The organism is Planococcus sp. 107-1 (genome assembly GCF_021513255.1).
In the GTDB taxonomy this organism is placed as follows: domain Bacteria; phylum Bacillota; class Bacilli; order Bacillales_A; family Planococcaceae; genus Planococcus.
Window position 1 is genome coordinate 3,283,796 of record NZ_CP090977.1, and the last position, 16,078, is coordinate 3,299,873.

Below are 16,078 nucleotides of genomic sequence, written 5' to 3' on the forward strand. Positions count from 1 at the left end.
GGCAGTTTTTTGATTTTCTTAATGGAAATTAACGGTACTTGATGAAATTCAAGAAATCCTCACGGTAAAAAGCATTTAATACACAAGGCTGTTTTTCCTTTTTTTCAAGAGCCGCCAGTTCTTCCGGGAAATCCGCTTCTACGTTAAGGCGGATAAATGGCAACTTTTGCTGAGCTTTTTGCGACCGGATGTTCACTTTCCGCGCGCCGGCAAACACATGCTCCAAGCCCAACTCTTCGAATGCGATTTTCAGGATGGCGATTTTGGAAGCCTCATTATACCCTTGCCCCCAGAACGGATGGGCAATCCAGGTGCCCATATGGCAGGACTTTTTGCTTCTGTCGATGAACATCAGATCGGTCAGCCCAATCAGGTTTCCGCTCTCGTCTAAAATAACGCGCGGCAAGCTTCTTCCTTCCTGCTCTTCTTTCTGCACTCTTCCAATAAAAGCTTTTGTGTCCTCAACCGTGCCATCGGGCAATCCTAATGCGTCTTTCACTGGAGGCGCTGATGAATAGGTATATATTTCCCCCGCATATTTCAAGTCGTGTTTCACTAATTGGATTTTTTTCATTGCCTTGACTCTCTCCATTCCTCTTCTAAGATGCTATAGACGAAGGAATCCCGCCAACCGTCCCGCAATCGAATATTTTCCCGGAGCCTTCCTTCCTTTGACATGCCCAATTTTTCAAGGACTCTATAGGAAGCCGCATTTCTAGGGTCGCAGGTCGCAAACACCCTATGAAGTTTCTGGTCGTTAAATGCGAATTGCAGAACTTGGGCAGCTGCTTCTCCCGCAATGCCCCGCCCCCAGAAATCCGGATGCAAAATATAGCCGATTTCGCCAGTCCGATTCACTTCGTCCCGGATATTCAATTCAACTGCTCCTATCATCTTTTTCGTTTCTCCGACTGTAATTGCAAAAATGAATTGCCTTCTCGGAATGGCTTTCGCTTCCATTAAAACTTCGTGCACATAGGCCTTGCTGTCTTCTTTTGAATTTGGCCCCCAGGCTTGATGGCGAGACACCATTTCCAAAGAAGCGTACGCATGGACACTTGCCCAATCTTCTTCCACAATTTCCCGCAACTGAATTCTTTTCTCTATCGGCTCAGGCATCGGCGATCTTCTCCACTTTCAATTTCCGTTTAATCAGCCGGATTTGGCCGCGGTGGCTGATTTCATCTTCCATCACATGGAACCATAAATAATATTGATTGAACGAAACACCATTCGGCCAAACGCCTTCTTCGTAAAGCCAGAGGTCTTCCTTTTCTTTAAAGAGGCGCAAGGTTTCTTTTCGTGTGTCATCAAGTAAGTGAAGATAGAAATCCAGCGGTTTTCCGTGAATCTCTTTTTGCCCTCTCTCCCCCAACTCGAGAGCCGCCGACCAATCTGCCAACTCCTTTTCTGTCAAATCGCGCTTCTCAAACGCAATCACTTGATGGACCTTTTCAATGGCAGCCATATGATACAAAAGCGCACCGATCGAATTGCTGGCGGCCTCTTCCATATAATCCAATTCAATCTCCCCGAGCCCAGCAACTTCCGCTTTGGTGAGAGAACGTGTATGGTCAAGTTGGAACAGCAATTCCCCGATTTTCCCGCTGAATCCTTGGAGCGGTTTGATGGTGTAGTTCATTCTCTGGCAGCCCCTTCTTTTTTGAAATAGCCGAGCGTCGTTTTCCCATTCAATTTTTCGGTTTTTCCTGTTTGTTCATACCCCAATTTTTCGTACAAATGGCAGTTGCCGCGCTCTTCCAGAATGGTTGCCAATTCCCACGTAGCCGCTTGTGCAAAAATTTCTTCCACTCGCTTCATCACTTCCTGGGCAATGCCGAATCCTTGATACGACGGATCGACGAATAACGGCCCGATCCAGTATTGGCGGTTGTCTCTCCAATGGACCCGGATGCCTCCAGCCAACTCTCCGTCTGCTATGATTTTATAAAAGCGTCCTGAAGGATGTTCGATTCGCAGCAACAGCCGTTCTATAGACTCATTGGCTGGGCTGGTTTCGAAATCCTGATACTTATCCAACAAAGGCTGAAAAGCCGCTTTCTGCATTATATGAAGCACCGGTGCATCTTCTGCTGTTGCCAGTTCTAAAAAGATTTTCATCCTGCCACTTCCTGTTCCCCGACTTAAGTAGTTTTTATTGTAGTATCTATTATAGGCATGAAGCCTCATTGCTGAATAGTCTGTTTTTTATGAGAAAGAAAAAAACTGCCTTTCCATAGTGCGGAAAGGCAGTTTTCTTTCTATTCTTCGTCAGATATACTGGTTTCGATCAGCATGGCGGTAAAAACGATGAAGATAATCATTAATGATAATGCGGTGATCAACATTGCGCTCAACTCCTACCAAGTTTTGAATCCTTCCGATCCAGGCGGTGCATGGTGAATCATATGGCTTAGCGGAATCGCATAGGCAGCAACAATTAGGAAGACGGCGATTCCAATCCAAATCCACCAATTTTCCAGCCATTTCGGTGTGTTTTCTTTATCGCTGTCCGCCATCGGAAATTCAACTACATCTTCAGGCTTCACAGCTTTTGGCGACAAGAACATCGTCATGACGACGATATAGATGAGAATCATGGCGGAAAGGAAGAGGATGCTTCCTCCAACAGCCATCGTTACGTGATTGGTTAAAATCCCATCAAACCATTCAAGAGCGGCGGGATGATCGTTATAGCCTGAATAGGCAGTCCGTCTCGGAGCACCGAGAAGCCCCAAGATGTGCTGGGCTGTCGACATCAGCAGCATTCCGATGGACCACGTGATGATTTGGACGAATCCGAGGATTTGCATCGATTTTGTAAATTTGCGTCCGGTCAAATACGGAATGAGCCAGAACGTCATCCCCATGAAAGTCATTGCTACCGGCGTTCCGACTGTGATATGGAAATGCCCGACGATCCATAAAGTATTGTGGACGACTTCGTTCAATTGGAAACTTGCATTGATGATTCCGCCGCGCCGCCAGGAATAAAGAATGCCATCGCAATAAAGATTGACGTGAAGCGGACATCTTTCCATGGAAGTTTTGTGAACCAGCCGAATAGCCCGGTTCCTCCTTTTTTGCGTCCTGAAATTTCAAAGTTGGCAAACATGGAGAATGCCGTCATCAAAGACGGAATAATAACCATGAATGTCAAAACTACCTGAAGGAATTTCCAGAAATTCGAAATCCCCGGTTCCGTCAACTGATGGTGGAACCCAACCGGAATAGAGAATAAGATAAATAAAACAAACGATAAGCGTGCCAAGGAATCACTGAAAACTTTGACGCCGAGTATTTTTGGTACGATCACATACCAGGCCATATAAGCAGGCAGCAGCCAGAAGTAGACAAGCGGATGTCCGAAATACCAGAACAGGGAACGGCTCAATTCAACATTGATGGTATCTGTCCAGCCGAATGCCCACGGGATGTATTGGAATAAGACCGTTGCCACAACCCCTAAACAGGCAATAATCCAAAGGATGATCGTCGTAATCGTCATAAAAGCGAATAAAGGGCTGAGTTCCCCTTTATGGTTTCTGCGCCACACCACATAATGGCCGACTAAAGCGAAACTGCTAATCCATGTTCCGACAATGACCAATGCCAAGCCGACGTAAAACCAGCCGCTGCCTTTAAGCGGTGCGTAAAATGTATAAAGGACTGAAGCTTCACCGGAAACGATCATGACTGTCGCCATCACCGTGCCAAGCAAAGTTACCCAGAAGCCGATCCATGAAAACAGACGGACTTTCGGGCCGAACGTCCCCAAACTTTTACTCATGCCGGTAATGAAAAATCCAAAGATGAAAAAGGTCGTAAATATAAGTGCGAGCAGCACACCGTGTGCCGTTAAAATTTGATAATAATCCAGCCAAGCCGGCAATTGAAGTGCATCATTCCGGATAAAAACTTGAAGCAGCCCGCATAAGGTCCCGATTAAAAAGGCCGTATACGCAACGCCGATATTCCATAAAGCTATTTTTCGATCTTGTGCAGCAATCATGTTTAATACACCTCTATTTCATTGAACATCATATGATGCCCTGTTCCGCAATATTCATTGCAGAGAATCAAGTATTTTCCGGGTTTATCGAATGTATAGGATTTTGTCGTGATGCGCCCCGGCACGACCATCATATTCACTTTTGTATCATCAATCGTAAAACTGTGGACCACATCGGTGCTGGTCACTTTGAAGATGATTTCTTTTCCGGCTGGCACCCGCAGATCCGGCGCATTATAGCCGAAAGCCATAGCGACGATTGCCACTTGGTATGTGTCGTCATCCAATTGCGTCACTCCCGGTTTATCGAAAGGCGCTGTCTCGTTCACTTTTTTCGGATCGATCGTGTCCATCCCGCCTGCTGGGGTATGGTCCTGTGAAAATGCGCTCACGCCGACGACGCCTAGAAACACTGCTAACGCAACAATTCCAAACGTCAGCCAAATTTTTTCGAATTTATGAAGATGCATATTCCTCTACTCCTTTTTCTTTGTTCATTTTTCACCTTGCTACATACATGGAATAGACGATGACCCACATGGCCACAATCACAACACCCACAAAAAATACACTGATCAAGGTGCCGCGGAGGTCTATATTCGCATGATCATTTTTTTTGCTCATTTCCCTTCACCTCTTCTGTCAATCTCTTACTCCTAAAGTAATCTTTTCTGCCTTCGAACATTGTGATATTTCTCACACATGCCCCTCTTTTTATGGCGTCTGTCGAATTTTAGACAAAAAAAGAAGCGATCTCGGATAAAAATCCAAGATCGCTTCTTTTGATTGAATTTGGTTTAACTTTCCTAGTCGATTTTGCAAAATGAAATCGGGCAATTTTCGCAATTGATCTGGGTTTTCAAATAGGAAAGATCGTGGATCAACATTTTTCCACCCACCATCGAAATCATCTTTTCCTTTTTCAAGTCGCTGAGCATCCGGTTCACCACTTCACGGGTCATTCCGCAGAAGTTGGCAAGTTCCTGATTGGTCAAGATCATATCGATCAAAATGCCTTCAGGCTGCTGGATTCCGTAGCTATTGCTCAAACGAATTAACGTAGAGTAGAGCGCTCCTTTTTTGCCGTGAAGGAGAAGATCGCGGAATTTTGTCTGTGTCTTTTGCTGATCGATGCCCATCCATTTCATGAAAGCCGCCGATAATCGAGGATTCTTCAGAAGCCCTTCTTCCAAATCTTCTATCGCGATTTTCGTACAGACAACATCTTCTATCGCTTTTGCATCCAGCATGTATTTCGCAGCTTCGGAAAACACCGTGACTTCCCCGACAATCTGTTCCGGCCCGCAAATTTTCAAGGTAAGTTCGCGGCCGTCCGGCGTCACTTTTCCGATCTGGACTTTTCCGGACTCGATGATATAGATTCCTTCCACGTCATCGCCTTCCCGAAAAAGATAACTATTCTTTTGATAAGACTTCTCTATTTTCTTAATGCCTGCATGCAGGCCCATTTCTATGGTAAATTTTTGAGTTGCTGCCGTCCGTTCCAAGTTGAACCCTCATTCCTCAGAATATTGTTCCCTGTATGTAAAGATTATCATATTTCGGAAGCAAAAAATGTAATTTCCCAATAAAAAAACTGCCAACTATGGCAGCTGTGGCATTAATAAATGAAGGGAACCAGTCTTGCTCTTTTTTTCATCCATCGAACATATTCCGGACCGAATTTTTCGATCAAAAGCTCTTCTTCGTAGCTGATGCGCTTTAGCAAAGTCCAAATGACGACGGCTCCGCCCAAAATTGCCGCAATCAGGCTTGTACAAAATAAAGCCATGCCAATACCAATCAGCAGCAAGGCCGTATACAGCGGATGCCGCAGCATCCGGTAAGGGCCGGAACTGACGATTTCATCGCCTTCTCGGACTGTGACATGCCGGGTAAATTGGCTTTTCAAATGAAGGATTCCCCAGAACCTCAAGAATACACCCATAGCAAATAGCACGAGGCCAGTCCAGCGCATAAATTGGCCAATTTCTGTGTCTGTTCCGATCTCCTGCAGCAATAATGCCGCAGCAATCGTAGCTCCGAGCGCGGCTAAAATATAATAGAAAGATTTTTTTTCGTAAGGATCGCCTTCTCCGACGCCCCGATTTCGAAAGAAAATGAATTCTCCGATCCAAACCACGCTAATTCCAATAAAAATCCATTCCGCCATCGCCATCATCTTCACCCAAATCTTCAGTTTCTCTTATAGTCAATATATAGAACATTGCTTCTCAAAACAAATCTCTTCCCTTCCCGGGTTAAACTCAACAGCTCTTCACCTTATCGACATACTTTAATGTAAGAATAATGAAATAAAAAAGGAATTTACAGCACGGATGTGGAAAGAGAACAATATAGACAGGAGGAATTCAAATGCCCTTACAATATCAAAATATCTTAGTTGCGGTGGATGGTTCGAATGAAGCAGACCTTGCCTTTAAAAAATCGATTGGGATTGCATCCCGCAATAAATCCGCCTTGTATCTTGTCCATATTATCGACAATCAATCTTTTGGTTCAGTGGAGGCTTACAGCCAAGCAATCGCAAAAGAAGCGATGGCATCTTCTGAAAAATTGATGGCGGGCTATAAGCAAACAGCCGCTTCCGCTGGAGCAGAAAATGTCCACGTCGTGATCGAGTACGGTTCGCCTAAAAAGTTGATTCCCGTCGATTTGGTCAAGAAATACAATATCGATTTGATTATTTGCGGAGCTACCGGCTTGAATGCAGCAGAACGCATCTTCCTCGGAAGCGTATCCGAACGGATCATCCGCTCTGCCCATTGTGATGTACTTGTCGTCCGAACCGAGGATCCTGAAAGCATTGAAGCGTAATCTCTAAGTAAACTTTCCTTTAGGATACACTGGCCCCTTCCTTTACATGACCTGTAAAGGAAGGGGTTTTCCTCTTTTATGAGCATTAGGTCTCTTCATACAAAATATACCGGTATAATTCTGATACAAAACTGTAATAAAAAACAGTTTTCAATCATGTTACAATAGGTTCGTTGCTGTTTTTCAGTGCAAAGCAAGGAATGAATTTATTATCCAAGTAAAATATATTATAGAGAGAACCAGTTATGCAGGAGGGAAATGAACACATGAAGCAATTATCGAAATGGACTGCGACGGCCATTGCCGCAGTGTTATCTTTGACGCTTATCATGCCATCAGCGAATGCGGATGCGTTAAGCGACCTGGAGAAAAAGCAACAGCAAGCCGAACAAAAGAAAAACGAATTGAATTCCGGAATCCAGCAAAAAGCGAGCGAGATTTCAGAAAATCAGACAAAACTTGAAAAGATCATCAGCCAAATCGAGAAATTGGATCAGCAAATCCAGGAAACCGAAGCGAAAATCGACGGGGTCCAAGCGCAAATCGATCAAACAAAAGTTGAAATCGACGAACTGAAAAAATCCATCGAAGAATTGGAACGGAAAATTGCCGAACGCGAAGAATTATTGAAAGACCGCGCACGCGCTATCCAATTGAGCGGCGGCTCTGTGGATTACATCGATGTATTGCTTGGAGCAAACAGCTTCATCGATTTTATCGACCGTTTTTCAGCAGTGAATACCTTAATCGAAGCTGACCGCCAAATCATGAAAGAACAAGCCCACGATAAAAAACTTTTGGCTGAGCAAAAAGCGGAAGTTGAAAATAAATTAGCCGAACAGGAAAAGCAAAAAGCCGAATTGGTCGGATTGAAAAACTCGCTTGATGCCAAGAAAAAAGAACAGGCAGGGCTTGAGAAAGATTTAAAAGCTGAACAAAACCGTTTGGCTAAAGAAAAATCCACTTTGGAGAAACAGCGCGATGAAGCCCTTAACTTAAGCGCAAGCTTGGAAAAGAAAATCGCGAAAGAGCAAGCACGTCTAGCTGAAATTGCACGCAAAGCTGAAGCAGAGCGCAAGAAAAAAGAAGCAGCTGCCCGTAAAGCGGCAGCAGCTAAAAGCGCAAGCTCCGGTTCTTCTTATGTCGCACCGGCAGCAGGCAGCGCCAACTTTATCCAACCGGCTCCAGGAAGATTCACATCCGGCTTCGGCGGACGCGACATCGGGGCAGGTGCGGAATCGCATCTTGGAATGGATATCGCCAATGTAACAGGCACACCGATTGTCGCTGCAGCAAGCGGCTATGTCACTTATGCCGGCTATATGAACGGCTACGGCAATGTTGTCATCATGACCCACTCCATTAACGGACGGTCTTACGCAACAGTTTACGGACACATGAGCTCGATTGGCGCTTCTGTCGGCCAATCTGTTTCCCAAGGGCAAAAAGTGGGAGAAGTCGGCAGTACAGGACGTTCAACCGGTCCTCACCTTCACTTTGAAATCCATATCGGATCTTGGAACGGTGCACGTTCAAATGCAGTAAACCCTGCTCCATACATCAGATAAACCAAACAAAAGCCCTGCTTGAACCTTCAAGCAGGGCTTTTTACTATTTTCCGGCTCCATATAATTGCTGGAGTTCTTCCTCTTTCATCGTGAAACGGTGTTCTTCAGCAGGGAATGCCCCGGATTTCACTTCTTCTACATAAGCCGTCAAGCCGTTTTTCATGATTTCTCCGCTTTCTGCATAGGAACGGACGAATTTCGGCAAATGGTGCGAGCCGTATTTCAATGTGTCGTGATAAACCAGCACTTGGCCGTCTGTTTCGGCGCCGGCGCCAATCCCGATAACTGGAATCGATACAGCCGCCGTGACTTCACGCGCCAATTGGTACGGGATGCATTCAAGTACGACCATGCAAGCACCTGCCGCTTCACAGGCTTTGGCATCTTCGATCAATTTCTGAGCTGCATCTGCCGTTTTGCCTTGTACTTTATAACCGCCGAGAACGCCGGCTGTCTGCGGCAGCAGGCCTAGATGCCCTACTACCGGAATACCGGTGCGCGTCAGTAAACGGATGACGTCGATCACTTCATCGGCCCCCTCGAGTTTCAAAGCCTCTGCCCCTGTCTCCTGAAAGATTCGGATAGCATTTTCAAGAGTGCGGTCCAAGCTGCCATGGAATGAACCGAACGGCATGTCGACGACAAGGAAAGTATCCGGTGCGCCCCGGCGTGCAGCTTTGCCGTGATGGATCATGTCTTCGACTGTCACTTTCACCGTGGAATCATAGCCAAGCACGACCATGCCGAGCGAATCTCCCACTAAAATGACATCGATGCCAGCTTCTTCCGCCAATTTCGCCGATGGGTAATCATACGCTGTCAGCATGGCGATCTTCTCATTTTGTGCTTTCATTTTGCTGAATGATGCGGTGTTCTTCATTTTTTTCTCTCCTTCCGGGAGGAAAACCGACAAAAAAGCCCGTCTAATCCAAAAATGGACAGACGGACAGAAATTTACGTTAATTGGTTTTCTCCGTCCCTGTCATATCAAGATCAAGGCAGAACTATTCATTTGTTGAAAATGGGATTGCCAGGTGCAGTTCAACAATGATACCGCCCTTACTCGTACTATAGCAGAAATGGCAATAGTCTGACAAACGGCTATTTCTGGTGAAATTTTTTATTTTTCCCCATGAACTTTTTGGCTGATGTACAGTCTAATAGTAAACTTACTTGCCTTAAAGCGCGAAATACTGTCCGTTTTCGCTGTTTTACTGTCCGCACCCAAGAAACCCATAGAAAAAGTCTGATTCATCTAAGAATCAGCCTTTTTCTCTTGTCGATCTTTCGACGATTTCAATTAACTTGGGATAAACATCCACAAAATACGCTTCCATCTTGTTCTCCAATTGCTTTCCAAGGGCTTGGTAAGCTCGATCTGCCTGCTCAACCGCTTTTAGAAAAGCGTCTTCTTTTTGTTCGTCTTGTTCCAGCTCCTTGTAGAGCTGCCAGATTCCCTTCAAGTAGCGCTGCTCGATTGCTGCGTATTCGCCCGCTCCAATTTTCTCCAAGATCGATGTGAGTTTCTCGAGATAAGCATCAATGCCCTGCTCTTCAATGGATTCACTGCCCCAATTCAGCAAAATTTCATGCCCGCCGCTTTCATTCTCGGAATAGTACTGAAAAAGGATGGAAAGTTCATCGGCGGCCGGATCTCCGGAAGGAAAGTCCACATTGCTGATGGCTAAGATTACGGCATTCCAGATGTCCTCTTTGCTTTTCAGGTCGCTTCTCTTCATTACCGGCTTCATCGTGTTCCCTCCATTGAAAACTTGATCGATTTGCAAGCGGTCGTAATCCAATATCCAGCCGTTGAAGGTTTCATACATCGGCCGGATGGCTTCGGCAGACGCGGCGATCAAGTCGCAACCTCGGTCGTCGTACACATGGAAAACGGTTTTCCGGGTTTTATTAACAATATAGACCTCTTGATAGACCGTCTTTTTAAATCCCATGTCTTCGTTGCAGCATTCCTTCAATAAACCCGGGTAATCCATCTCGCTTCGCCGGCACGGCAATACGAAACGATGGGTTTTCCAGTTTCCGCTCTTATTGTCTTCCGGAATCTCGTACGGCCATTCTTGATGCATCAAGCGGTAACGCAACGATTTCTCTTTGACATAGCGCATCATCATCAGCTTCTTGCGGTTTCGCTTTAACTGGCCAAAATCCGAGACATGCGTGACGATGTACAATTCATCCTGTTCGCCGTGCCCCGCTTCAAATAAACGAATGGCCCGGCTATAGACTTTTTCAAGGTAAGGGCTGCCTTCATAGCCTAAACCTTTGTTCCAGTGAGTGCCCAGTTCAAAACGAATGCCGATTGGCCACGAATAAAACAAGGCAGGCAACAAGGTCAAATCCGGAAAATGGCTATCCATGAAGGACGTGAATCTGTCCATTCGCACTTTATTCATAAGCATCCCTCTTCTCTTTCTCAAGAAGCCACGGCACTTCCAGTTCAAATTCCCATTGCAGGACCGGTTCCGGAAATCCTTCCGGCACTAAATCAGTTTGGTCTGAAAAATAAAATCTCAATCCATCTTCTTCGGCCACTGCCTGTTTTGGCCCTTCGATCAGTTCGCCGACCACGTGGTAAAACCCCATATAAAGAAGCATATCCTTCCCGTCATCTTCTCCTACAAAAACTTCGCCTTCTTTTTGCGGATCGATGCCGAGCCGTTCAAAATGAGTTTGCACTTGTTCCGGGAATGAGTCCACAGCCAAACTGTAATTCTCGCAGTGACGGCAGCTGCAATCTTCGATGATGCGATGGTGTTTTTTATAAAAATCGCGTGTTTTTTCCGTATCGAGTTTCACTGTCCACGGTCCGATTTTCACCGTTTCCATCTAGTCGCCTCTGGATCCAGTACAATGACACCGCCGCAATGGGAAAGCGGATAAAACTCACAATGGAAAAGATTTTCCAGACTGTTTTTTATTTCCTCGTAGACGAAATAATGCTCCGATTCATCCCAGTAGCCTTCACTGTCTTTTCGGCATTTCTCCAAGTCTGCACGGGTTTGGAACGCAATATCCCCAATATAGATTTTGCCTTCTGCCTTAAGCAGTGGCCGAAGATTCTTCAGGAAGTCCACTTTTTGTTCATCCGAAAGATGATGCAAAGCGTAAGTGCTGACAATCGCGTCGTATTTTCTGCCTGCCAGCTCGTGTGGCAAGCCTTCCGTGATGTCCCATTCCAATAAATTCGCTTCCGGCATTTTCGCTTTCGCAATGGCAATCATTTCCGATGAAAAATCGATGCCGTCGATTTGGTGGCCGTTTTCATATAACCGGCTCGCCAGTATCCCTGTTCCGAAACCGATATCCAGCACCTCTGAATTTTCCCGTTCTCTAATTTCGTTATAAATTGTATTTAAGATTTCCTTGTAACCGGCAAACGGGTACTGGTTATTTTCTTCGCTCAGTTGAACCGTCTTGTCATACTGCCCTGCCCATAAATCAAAACCTTGCTTGTTTAACATTGAATACTCCTCCTGTTAGCTGAACCAAACCGAGAGTATTCTCCACTCTTCAGTTGGTGCGCTGTTGTCCTCGTTTTGTTTGTCTTTTACTTAATTTTGCCTGTTTCATTTTAATCTCCACCTTTCATTGTTAATTAAATATTAGCATAATTTTACAGAAAAATATTCTCAAACTTTCAACGCATAAACCCATACTTCTTTTTCATTCATGACAATTTTTTTCTCGAACGCCATGCCGATCGATTCGGCTACTTTTTGCGAAGCGATATTCCCGGGCTGGATGAGGGAAATGAAGCGTTTTTTGGCAAGGTAATGGGTGCCGTAATAGCGGAGGCCGTTTGCTGCTTCTTTTGCATACCCTTGCCCCCAAAATTCCTTGGCGATCCAATAGCCGATTTCAAGTTCCGGCTGCCCTTCGACTGTTTGTCTGACAAGGCCCGCATGTCCGATGGGCTGTCCGTCGCTTTTCCGGACAAGCACGCGCAAACCGAAGTCCGGATCTTCCCGATAAGAGCGGTAAATCCAGTACAAAAATTCCATTGCGCCTTCACGAGTCCGCGTCTGGCCATTGCCGATATAGCGAACGACATCCGGGTCCGACAGCATGGAATAAAGGAATTCGAAATCCTCGTCGCGATAGAAGCGGAAATCCAATCGTTCTGTCTGTATTTTCATGGTGAAAGGTCCTTTCGCTAACTGTTTTTGTCCATCTGGTCAATCGTTAATTTCGGCCATTTTACAAGCCAGTCCTTTGTCTTCAAGCGTTTTTCGTAAATCGCTTTCAGTTCTTTATTTTCACTAAAATGCGGTGTCGGTTTCACGATGAAGTTCAATACATCGTTTAATCCGCAAGGAGCTGCTAAAACCAATTGCCCTCGCTCGTCCAATTTAACGGCAAGCGCCGTTGCCGTTTCCGGGAATTTCGAAATGGCATCGATAGAAGATGCGTATGGCGGAAGGTTATTGATGTGATGCATCCTGGCTTCATTCTTCACCGACCAAGGCAAATCCGGCATCAGCTGACGGAGCTTTTCTTCATAGCGCTTCTCTTCCGCTTCATCCACCGCTTCCGGATTAAAGTAAACCACATCAATATCTCCAAGCGGTGTCCGTTCGTTAAAGCCATGCAATTCATCCCAGATTTTGGTCCGGACAAAGCCTGCACAGATCCACCAATCCGGCAGATTCAGTCGCTCCGCTGTCTCGAGTACAGCCATCATCCAACCGTCCGCTTGGATCGCGCGTAAAATATCTTCTTCGTTTTTCATCTTTTTCTCCTCAGTCATTCCGGTTGCCCAAGTAAACGACTGGCAATTCCATTTCCTGCAAAGCCCCATCAAAAGAAACTTGGTACGCTTTTGCAGCCAGCCTTGAACTGACGATTTGGTGGAGTTCCGTTCCGATATAATGCAAAGCGGCTCCATCATCTGCAGCAATTCCGCCTTTTATCGCTCCCGATGCAATTGAATGCTGATATACCGGCCGTCGATTTTCTTCGCCGTCGTAATGCGGGCAATTGCTGCCTTCTAAAAAACCGAGGCAGTGAATCGGCTCCAACTGTTCCCCGTAAGAATCCGTGATGCCATCTTCGAACCAGCAGAGAGACCCTGCACTGATTCCCGCAAGCACCGTCCCTTGTTTCCAAGCTTTTCGGATGATGCCGTCCAATCCCCAGTCTTTCCATAAAACCAAAAGGTTTTTGTGTTGCCGCCTCCGACGTAGAGAATGTCCTGATCCATGACAAATTCCTCAAGGTCTCCGGCAGGCGGCTTGAATAAAGAAAGGTGCGAAGGCGAACATGCCTGCTTCTCAAAAAAATCATAGAAACGCTGCGTATAAGATTCCGAATCGCCACTTGCTGTCGGGATAAAACAAATCTTAGGATTTGCTTTTCCAGATTGCTGAAGAATGTATTGATCCAATAACGGGTTATCCGGCTCCATGGAAAAGCCGCCTCCACCAAGCGCGATAATTTGCTTCATGTTCTTTCCTCCCATTCCGGCTTCAACAATGAAAAAATCAATGCATCATGCGATTCGCCTTTTTGATAGAGGTAGCCGCGCAAACGTCCTTCCTCGCTGAAACCTAGTTTCTTCAAGAGCCCGCTAGATGGTTCATTTTCCGGGAAAGTCACGGCTCCGATACGGTACAACTCGTGTTCTTCAAAGCAATACCGCAAGATCTCACTGACCGCCTCTTTCGTAATCCCTTTCCCCCAAAAGTCCGGATGCAGTTCGTAGCCGACCTCCGCTTTCTTTGCACGGACATTCAAATTATTCAATCCGACCGTCCCCAGAAATTGTCCACTCTCTTTCCAGATGATTCCCCAGCGCATGCCTCGTCCGCTTTCATATCCAAACTGAAAGGCATCAATGAGACGGGCTGCTTCTTCCGGATCGGTTAAACTTTCGCTCCCGTAGTATTTTGTCACTTCATCCCGTGACATGATATCAAAAAACTCGTCTTTGTAGCGCTGTGTAATATGTACTAAATTCAATCGTTCCGTTTCAAATATAGGAAATGCCATTAGGTTGCCTCCTCAAGTTAACGAATCCATCTACCTGTTTTCGCCACGGCCGGCTGTTTCCCCTGCCTCGCTCGGAAGTTCGCAGTTTTTTCCGTCCGTAAATGGCGGCTCCTTCTTTTACTCCCAACTTTAACTGGAATACTCTCAACTTTAGTTGAAATACGCCCAACTTTAACTGAAATACTCCCAACTTCTCTATAAATACGCCCAACTCCGCCGATTGGCCGCGATTCAATAAAAAAACCTGAACTGCCGGCCGGCAGTTCAGGTTTTGTTTTAGATGAATTTTGCTACTTCTTCTAACGGCAGACGCGTTGTTCCGAAAGCTGGAGCCGCCGCTTTTCCGACAGCAATCAAGACGATCGGGAAAAGGTGTTCCGGCAGTTCGAATCTCTCAGCAAATTTCGCTTTGTCGAAACCGCCCATTGGGATTGTATCGTATCCGCGCTCTTTTGCAATCAGCATCAATTGCATGGAGACAAGCCCAGCATCGTATGCTGCGATATTCATTCGCGCTTCAACAGGTGCGTTCGGGTACATTGCATACGTATTAGCGACAGTCCGTTCTTTAATGGACTCATCCATATGTCCGGCTTCTACATTTTGCGTGTAGATTTTTTCAACGTTTTTGTATGCGTCGATATTGCCGAGTACCGCAATAACAGCTGATGATTGCTCGACTTGCGCTTGGTTATTCGCAATAGCGCGCAATTCTTTTTTAACGTCTTGATCTTGGATCACGATGAAGTTCCAAGCTTGAAGATTGCTAGAAGACGGAGCACTTGTTGCAATTGTCAGCATTTCTTCCAGTTCTTCTTTTTCGATTTTGAAGCTCGGATCGTAAATACGCACCGATTTTCTTTCTTTCATTACTTTATATAAGGGTGATTCTACGTTTACTGACATGGAAATGCCTCCTCTGTTTACACTTACTTTTAGTAAGTTGACAAGGAGTAATTTATCACGCAGCCTTTAGCCTGTCAAAGAAGTTGACCTGCACGCCTTCCGTTAATCGTTCGGATTGATGATGGCAAGCATTTGGTGGTCTTCCCAGACGCCATTGATCTGAACGTTTTTCTGGCTGATCCCTTCTTTATGGAAGCCTGCTTTCTCCAGAACCCGGATGGACGCGATATGATCCGGCTTGACCCCTGCTTCGATGCGGTGCAGCAATAATTCTTCAAATGCATAGTTGACGAGCAGCTTCACGGCTTCTGTGGCATAGCCTTTGCCGTTATGGTCCTGGTCTACGGTGTAGCCCATGATGGCACTTTGAACAGGGCCGCGAACCACTTGAACCAAGTTGATGCTGCCGATCAAAGTCCCGTCTTTTAAGATGATCCCGAAATTATACTCTTTATCTTTTTGGCGGTTTTCTTCTTGCCTTTGCAGCCTCGCTGCCTGTCCTTCTAAGGTGTAGTAATCCGCACTCCGCGTTACTGAAAATTGTTCAAATAAGTCTTTGTTCTTGATTTCCACTGCTAAAATATCCGGCAAGTCCGCTTCTGTCAATTTTCGCAAAACAATTTTTTCACTTTCCATACTTCTCCCCATTTCTGCTAGAATCATCTTGTCATTCAACTTTATCACAATTCCCTAACTTCCATGTTCCACATGAAACTTTCATTTTGATTAAATAAAAAGCCGG

19 protein-coding genes and 2 pseudogenes are annotated in these 16,078 nt (G+C 45.6%); 2 read left to right on the forward strand and 19 right to left on the reverse strand.

The window, feature by feature from the left end:
* Positions 1-28 precede the first annotated feature (28 nt).
* From L0M13_RS17095 to L0M13_RS17135, 9 genes and pseudogenes are all read right to left on the reverse strand, one after another.
* Entirely contained in the window at positions 29-574 is a 546-nt protein-coding gene (locus L0M13_RS17095; RefSeq protein WP_235197622.1) for a GNAT family N-acetyltransferase, read from the reverse strand.
* Positions 571-1,119, reverse strand: coding sequence for a GNAT family N-acetyltransferase (locus tag L0M13_RS17100; protein ID WP_235197623.1), 549 nt, complete (start codon positions 1,117-1,119; stop codon positions 571-573). The genes L0M13_RS17095 and L0M13_RS17100 overlap by 4 nt, the downstream gene beginning before the upstream one ends.
* Entirely contained in the window at positions 1,112-1,642 is a 531-nt protein-coding gene (locus L0M13_RS17105; protein ID WP_235197624.1) for a mycothiol transferase, read from the reverse strand. The genes L0M13_RS17100 and L0M13_RS17105 overlap by 8 nt, the downstream gene beginning before the upstream one ends.
* Entirely contained in the window at positions 1,639-2,121 is a 483-nt protein-coding gene (locus L0M13_RS17110; protein WP_235197625.1) for a GNAT family N-acetyltransferase, read from the reverse strand. Before L0M13_RS17110 ends, L0M13_RS17105 begins: the two co-directional genes overlap by 4 nt.
* Positions 2,122-2,360: 239 nt before the next feature.
* Positions 2,361-4,012, reverse strand: a pseudogene (locus L0M13_RS17115) (b(o/a)3-type cytochrome-c oxidase subunit 1).
* 2 nt (positions 4,013-4,014) lie between these two features.
* Positions 4,015-4,482: a cytochrome c oxidase subunit II gene (locus L0M13_RS17120; protein WP_235197626.1), complete on the reverse strand. Its 468-nt coding sequence runs from the start codon at positions 4,480-4,482 to the stop codon at positions 4,015-4,017.
* 31 nt (positions 4,483-4,513) lie between these two features.
* The gene (locus L0M13_RS17125; RefSeq protein WP_235197627.1) at positions 4,514-4,636 is read right to left on the reverse strand and encodes a cytochrome C oxidase subunit II; all 123 of its coding nucleotides are present in this window, start codon (positions 4,634-4,636) and stop codon (positions 4,514-4,516) included.
* 182 nt (positions 4,637-4,818) lie between these two features.
* A complete protein-coding gene (locus tag L0M13_RS17130) occupies positions 4,819-5,481 on the reverse strand; it encodes a Crp/Fnr family transcriptional regulator (RefSeq protein ID WP_235199340.1) in 663 nt (220 codons plus the stop codon).
* A gap of 152 nt (positions 5,482-5,633) precedes the next feature.
* Positions 5,634-6,185 carry a methyltransferase family protein gene (locus L0M13_RS17135; protein ID WP_235197628.1) on the reverse strand — a complete coding sequence of 184 codons (552 nt, stop codon included), beginning with the start codon at positions 6,183-6,185 and terminating at the stop codon, positions 5,634-5,636.
* A 203-nt stretch (positions 6,186-6,388) separates the two neighbouring features.
* On the opposite strand from L0M13_RS17135, the gene L0M13_RS17140 reads away from it, so the two are divergent.
* Positions 6,389-6,850 carry a universal stress protein gene (locus tag L0M13_RS17140; protein ID WP_235197629.1) on the forward strand — a complete coding sequence of 154 codons (462 nt, stop codon included), beginning with the start codon at positions 6,389-6,391 and terminating at the stop codon, positions 6,848-6,850.
* 266 nt (positions 6,851-7,116) lie between these two features.
* Entirely contained in the window at positions 7,117-8,418 is a 1,302-nt protein-coding gene (locus L0M13_RS17145) for a murein hydrolase activator EnvC family protein (RefSeq protein ID WP_235197630.1), read from the forward strand.
* Between the two features lie 43 nt (positions 8,419-8,461).
* Here L0M13_RS17145 and panB read toward each other — a convergent pair whose 3' ends face one another.
* The 10 genes and pseudogenes from panB to L0M13_RS17195 all read right to left on the reverse strand — a co-directional run bounded on the left by panB (position 8,462) and on the right by L0M13_RS17195 (position 15,972).
* Positions 8,462-9,298 carry a 3-methyl-2-oxobutanoate hydroxymethyltransferase gene (panB, locus tag L0M13_RS17150; RefSeq protein WP_235197631.1) on the reverse strand — a complete coding sequence of 279 codons (837 nt, stop codon included), beginning with the start codon at positions 9,296-9,298 and terminating at the stop codon, positions 8,462-8,464.
* A 382-nt stretch (positions 9,299-9,680) separates the two neighbouring features.
* Positions 9,681-10,835: a DUF3885 domain-containing protein gene (locus L0M13_RS17155; protein WP_235197632.1), complete on the reverse strand. Its 1,155-nt coding sequence runs from the start codon at positions 10,833-10,835 to the stop codon at positions 9,681-9,683.
* Positions 10,828-11,268: a hypothetical protein gene (locus L0M13_RS17160; RefSeq protein WP_235197633.1), complete on the reverse strand. Its 441-nt coding sequence runs from the start codon at positions 11,266-11,268 to the stop codon at positions 10,828-10,830. Before L0M13_RS17160 ends, L0M13_RS17155 begins: the two co-directional genes overlap by 8 nt.
* Positions 11,256-11,903, reverse strand: a complete 648-nt coding sequence (locus L0M13_RS17165) for a class I SAM-dependent methyltransferase (protein WP_235197634.1) — start codon at positions 11,901-11,903, stop codon at positions 11,256-11,258. Before L0M13_RS17165 ends, L0M13_RS17160 begins: the two co-directional genes overlap by 13 nt.
* A gap of 168 nt (positions 11,904-12,071) precedes the next feature.
* Complete coding sequence (locus tag L0M13_RS17170) at positions 12,072-12,578, reverse strand: GNAT family N-acetyltransferase (RefSeq protein WP_235197635.1); 507 nt, start codon at positions 12,576-12,578, stop codon at positions 12,072-12,074.
* A gap of 17 nt (positions 12,579-12,595) precedes the next feature.
* On the reverse strand, positions 12,596-13,171 hold the full coding sequence (locus tag L0M13_RS17175; RefSeq protein ID WP_235197636.1) for a nucleotidyltransferase family protein: 576 nt from the start codon (positions 13,169-13,171) through the stop codon (positions 12,596-12,598).
* A gap of 10 nt (positions 13,172-13,181) precedes the next feature.
* Positions 13,182-13,900: pseudogene (locus tag L0M13_RS17180) on the reverse strand (Type 1 glutamine amidotransferase-like domain-containing protein).
* Entirely contained in the window at positions 13,882-14,430 is a 549-nt protein-coding gene (locus L0M13_RS17185) for a GNAT family N-acetyltransferase (protein WP_235197637.1), read from the reverse strand. The pseudogene L0M13_RS17180 and the gene L0M13_RS17185 overlap by 19 nt, the downstream one beginning before the upstream one ends.
* Before the next feature lie 276 nt (positions 14,431-14,706).
* Positions 14,707-15,336 carry a nitroreductase family protein gene (locus L0M13_RS17190; RefSeq protein WP_235197638.1) on the reverse strand — a complete coding sequence of 210 codons (630 nt, stop codon included), beginning with the start codon at positions 15,334-15,336 and terminating at the stop codon, positions 14,707-14,709.
* A gap of 102 nt (positions 15,337-15,438) precedes the next feature.
* The gene (locus L0M13_RS17195) at positions 15,439-15,972 is read right to left on the reverse strand and encodes a GNAT family N-acetyltransferase (protein ID WP_235197639.1); all 534 of its coding nucleotides are present in this window, start codon (positions 15,970-15,972) and stop codon (positions 15,439-15,441) included.
* Positions 15,973-16,078: the final 106 nt, after the last annotated feature.

Coding starts and splice junctions, on each gene's coding strand:
- L0M13_RS17095 (WP_235197622.1), bottom strand. CDS start 574: ATGAAAAAAATCCAATTAGTGAAACACGACTTGAAATATGCGGGGGAA.
- L0M13_RS17100 (WP_235197623.1), bottom strand. CDS start 1,119: ATGCCTGAGCCGATAGAGAAAAGAATTCAGTTGCGGGAAATTGTGGAA.
- L0M13_RS17105 (WP_235197624.1), bottom strand. CDS start 1,642: ATGAACTACACCATCAAACCGCTCCAAGGATTCAGCGGGAAAATCGGG.
- L0M13_RS17110 (WP_235197625.1), bottom strand. CDS start 2,121: ATGAAAATCTTTTTAGAACTGGCAACAGCAGAAGATGCACCGGTGCTT.
- L0M13_RS17120 (WP_235197626.1), bottom strand. CDS start 4,482: ATGCATCTTCATAAATTCGAAAAAATTTGGCTGACGTTTGGAATTGTT.
- L0M13_RS17125 (WP_235197627.1), bottom strand. CDS start 4,636: ATGAGCAAAAAAAATGATCATGCGAATATAGACCTCCGCGGCACCTTG.
- L0M13_RS17130 (WP_235199340.1), bottom strand. CDS start 5,481: ATGGGCCTGCATGCAGGCATTAAGAAAATAGAGAAGTCTTATCAAAAG.
- L0M13_RS17135 (WP_235197628.1), bottom strand. CDS start 6,185: ATGGCGGAATGGATTTTTATTGGAATTAGCGTGGTTTGGATCGGAGAA.
- L0M13_RS17140 (WP_235197629.1), top strand. CDS start 6,389: ATGCCCTTACAATATCAAAATATCTTAGTTGCGGTGGATGGTTCGAAT.
- L0M13_RS17145 (WP_235197630.1), top strand. CDS start 7,117: ATGAAGCAATTATCGAAATGGACTGCGACGGCCATTGCCGCAGTGTTA.
- panB (WP_235197631.1), bottom strand. CDS start 9,298: ATGAAGAACACCGCATCATTCAGCAAAATGAAAGCACAAAATGAGAAG.
- L0M13_RS17155 (WP_235197632.1), bottom strand. CDS start 10,835: ATGAATAAAGTGCGAATGGACAGATTCACGTCCTTCATGGATAGCCAT.
- L0M13_RS17160 (WP_235197633.1), bottom strand. CDS start 11,268: ATGGAAACGGTGAAAATCGGACCGTGGACAGTGAAACTCGATACGGAA.
- L0M13_RS17165 (WP_235197634.1), bottom strand. CDS start 11,903: ATGTTAAACAAGCAAGGTTTTGATTTATGGGCAGGGCAGTATGACAAG.
- L0M13_RS17170 (WP_235197635.1), bottom strand. CDS start 12,578: ATGAAAATACAGACAGAACGATTGGATTTCCGCTTCTATCGCGACGAG.
- L0M13_RS17175 (WP_235197636.1), bottom strand. CDS start 13,171: ATGAAAAACGAAGAAGATATTTTACGCGCGATCCAAGCGGACGGTTGG.
- L0M13_RS17185 (WP_235197637.1), bottom strand. CDS start 14,430: ATGGCATTTCCTATATTTGAAACGGAACGATTGAATTTAGTACATATT.
- L0M13_RS17190 (WP_235197638.1), bottom strand. CDS start 15,336: ATGTCAGTAAACGTAGAATCACCCTTATATAAAGTAATGAAAGAAAGA.
- L0M13_RS17195 (WP_235197639.1), bottom strand. CDS start 15,972: ATGGAAAGTGAAAAAATTGTTTTGCGAAAATTGACAGAAGCGGACTTG.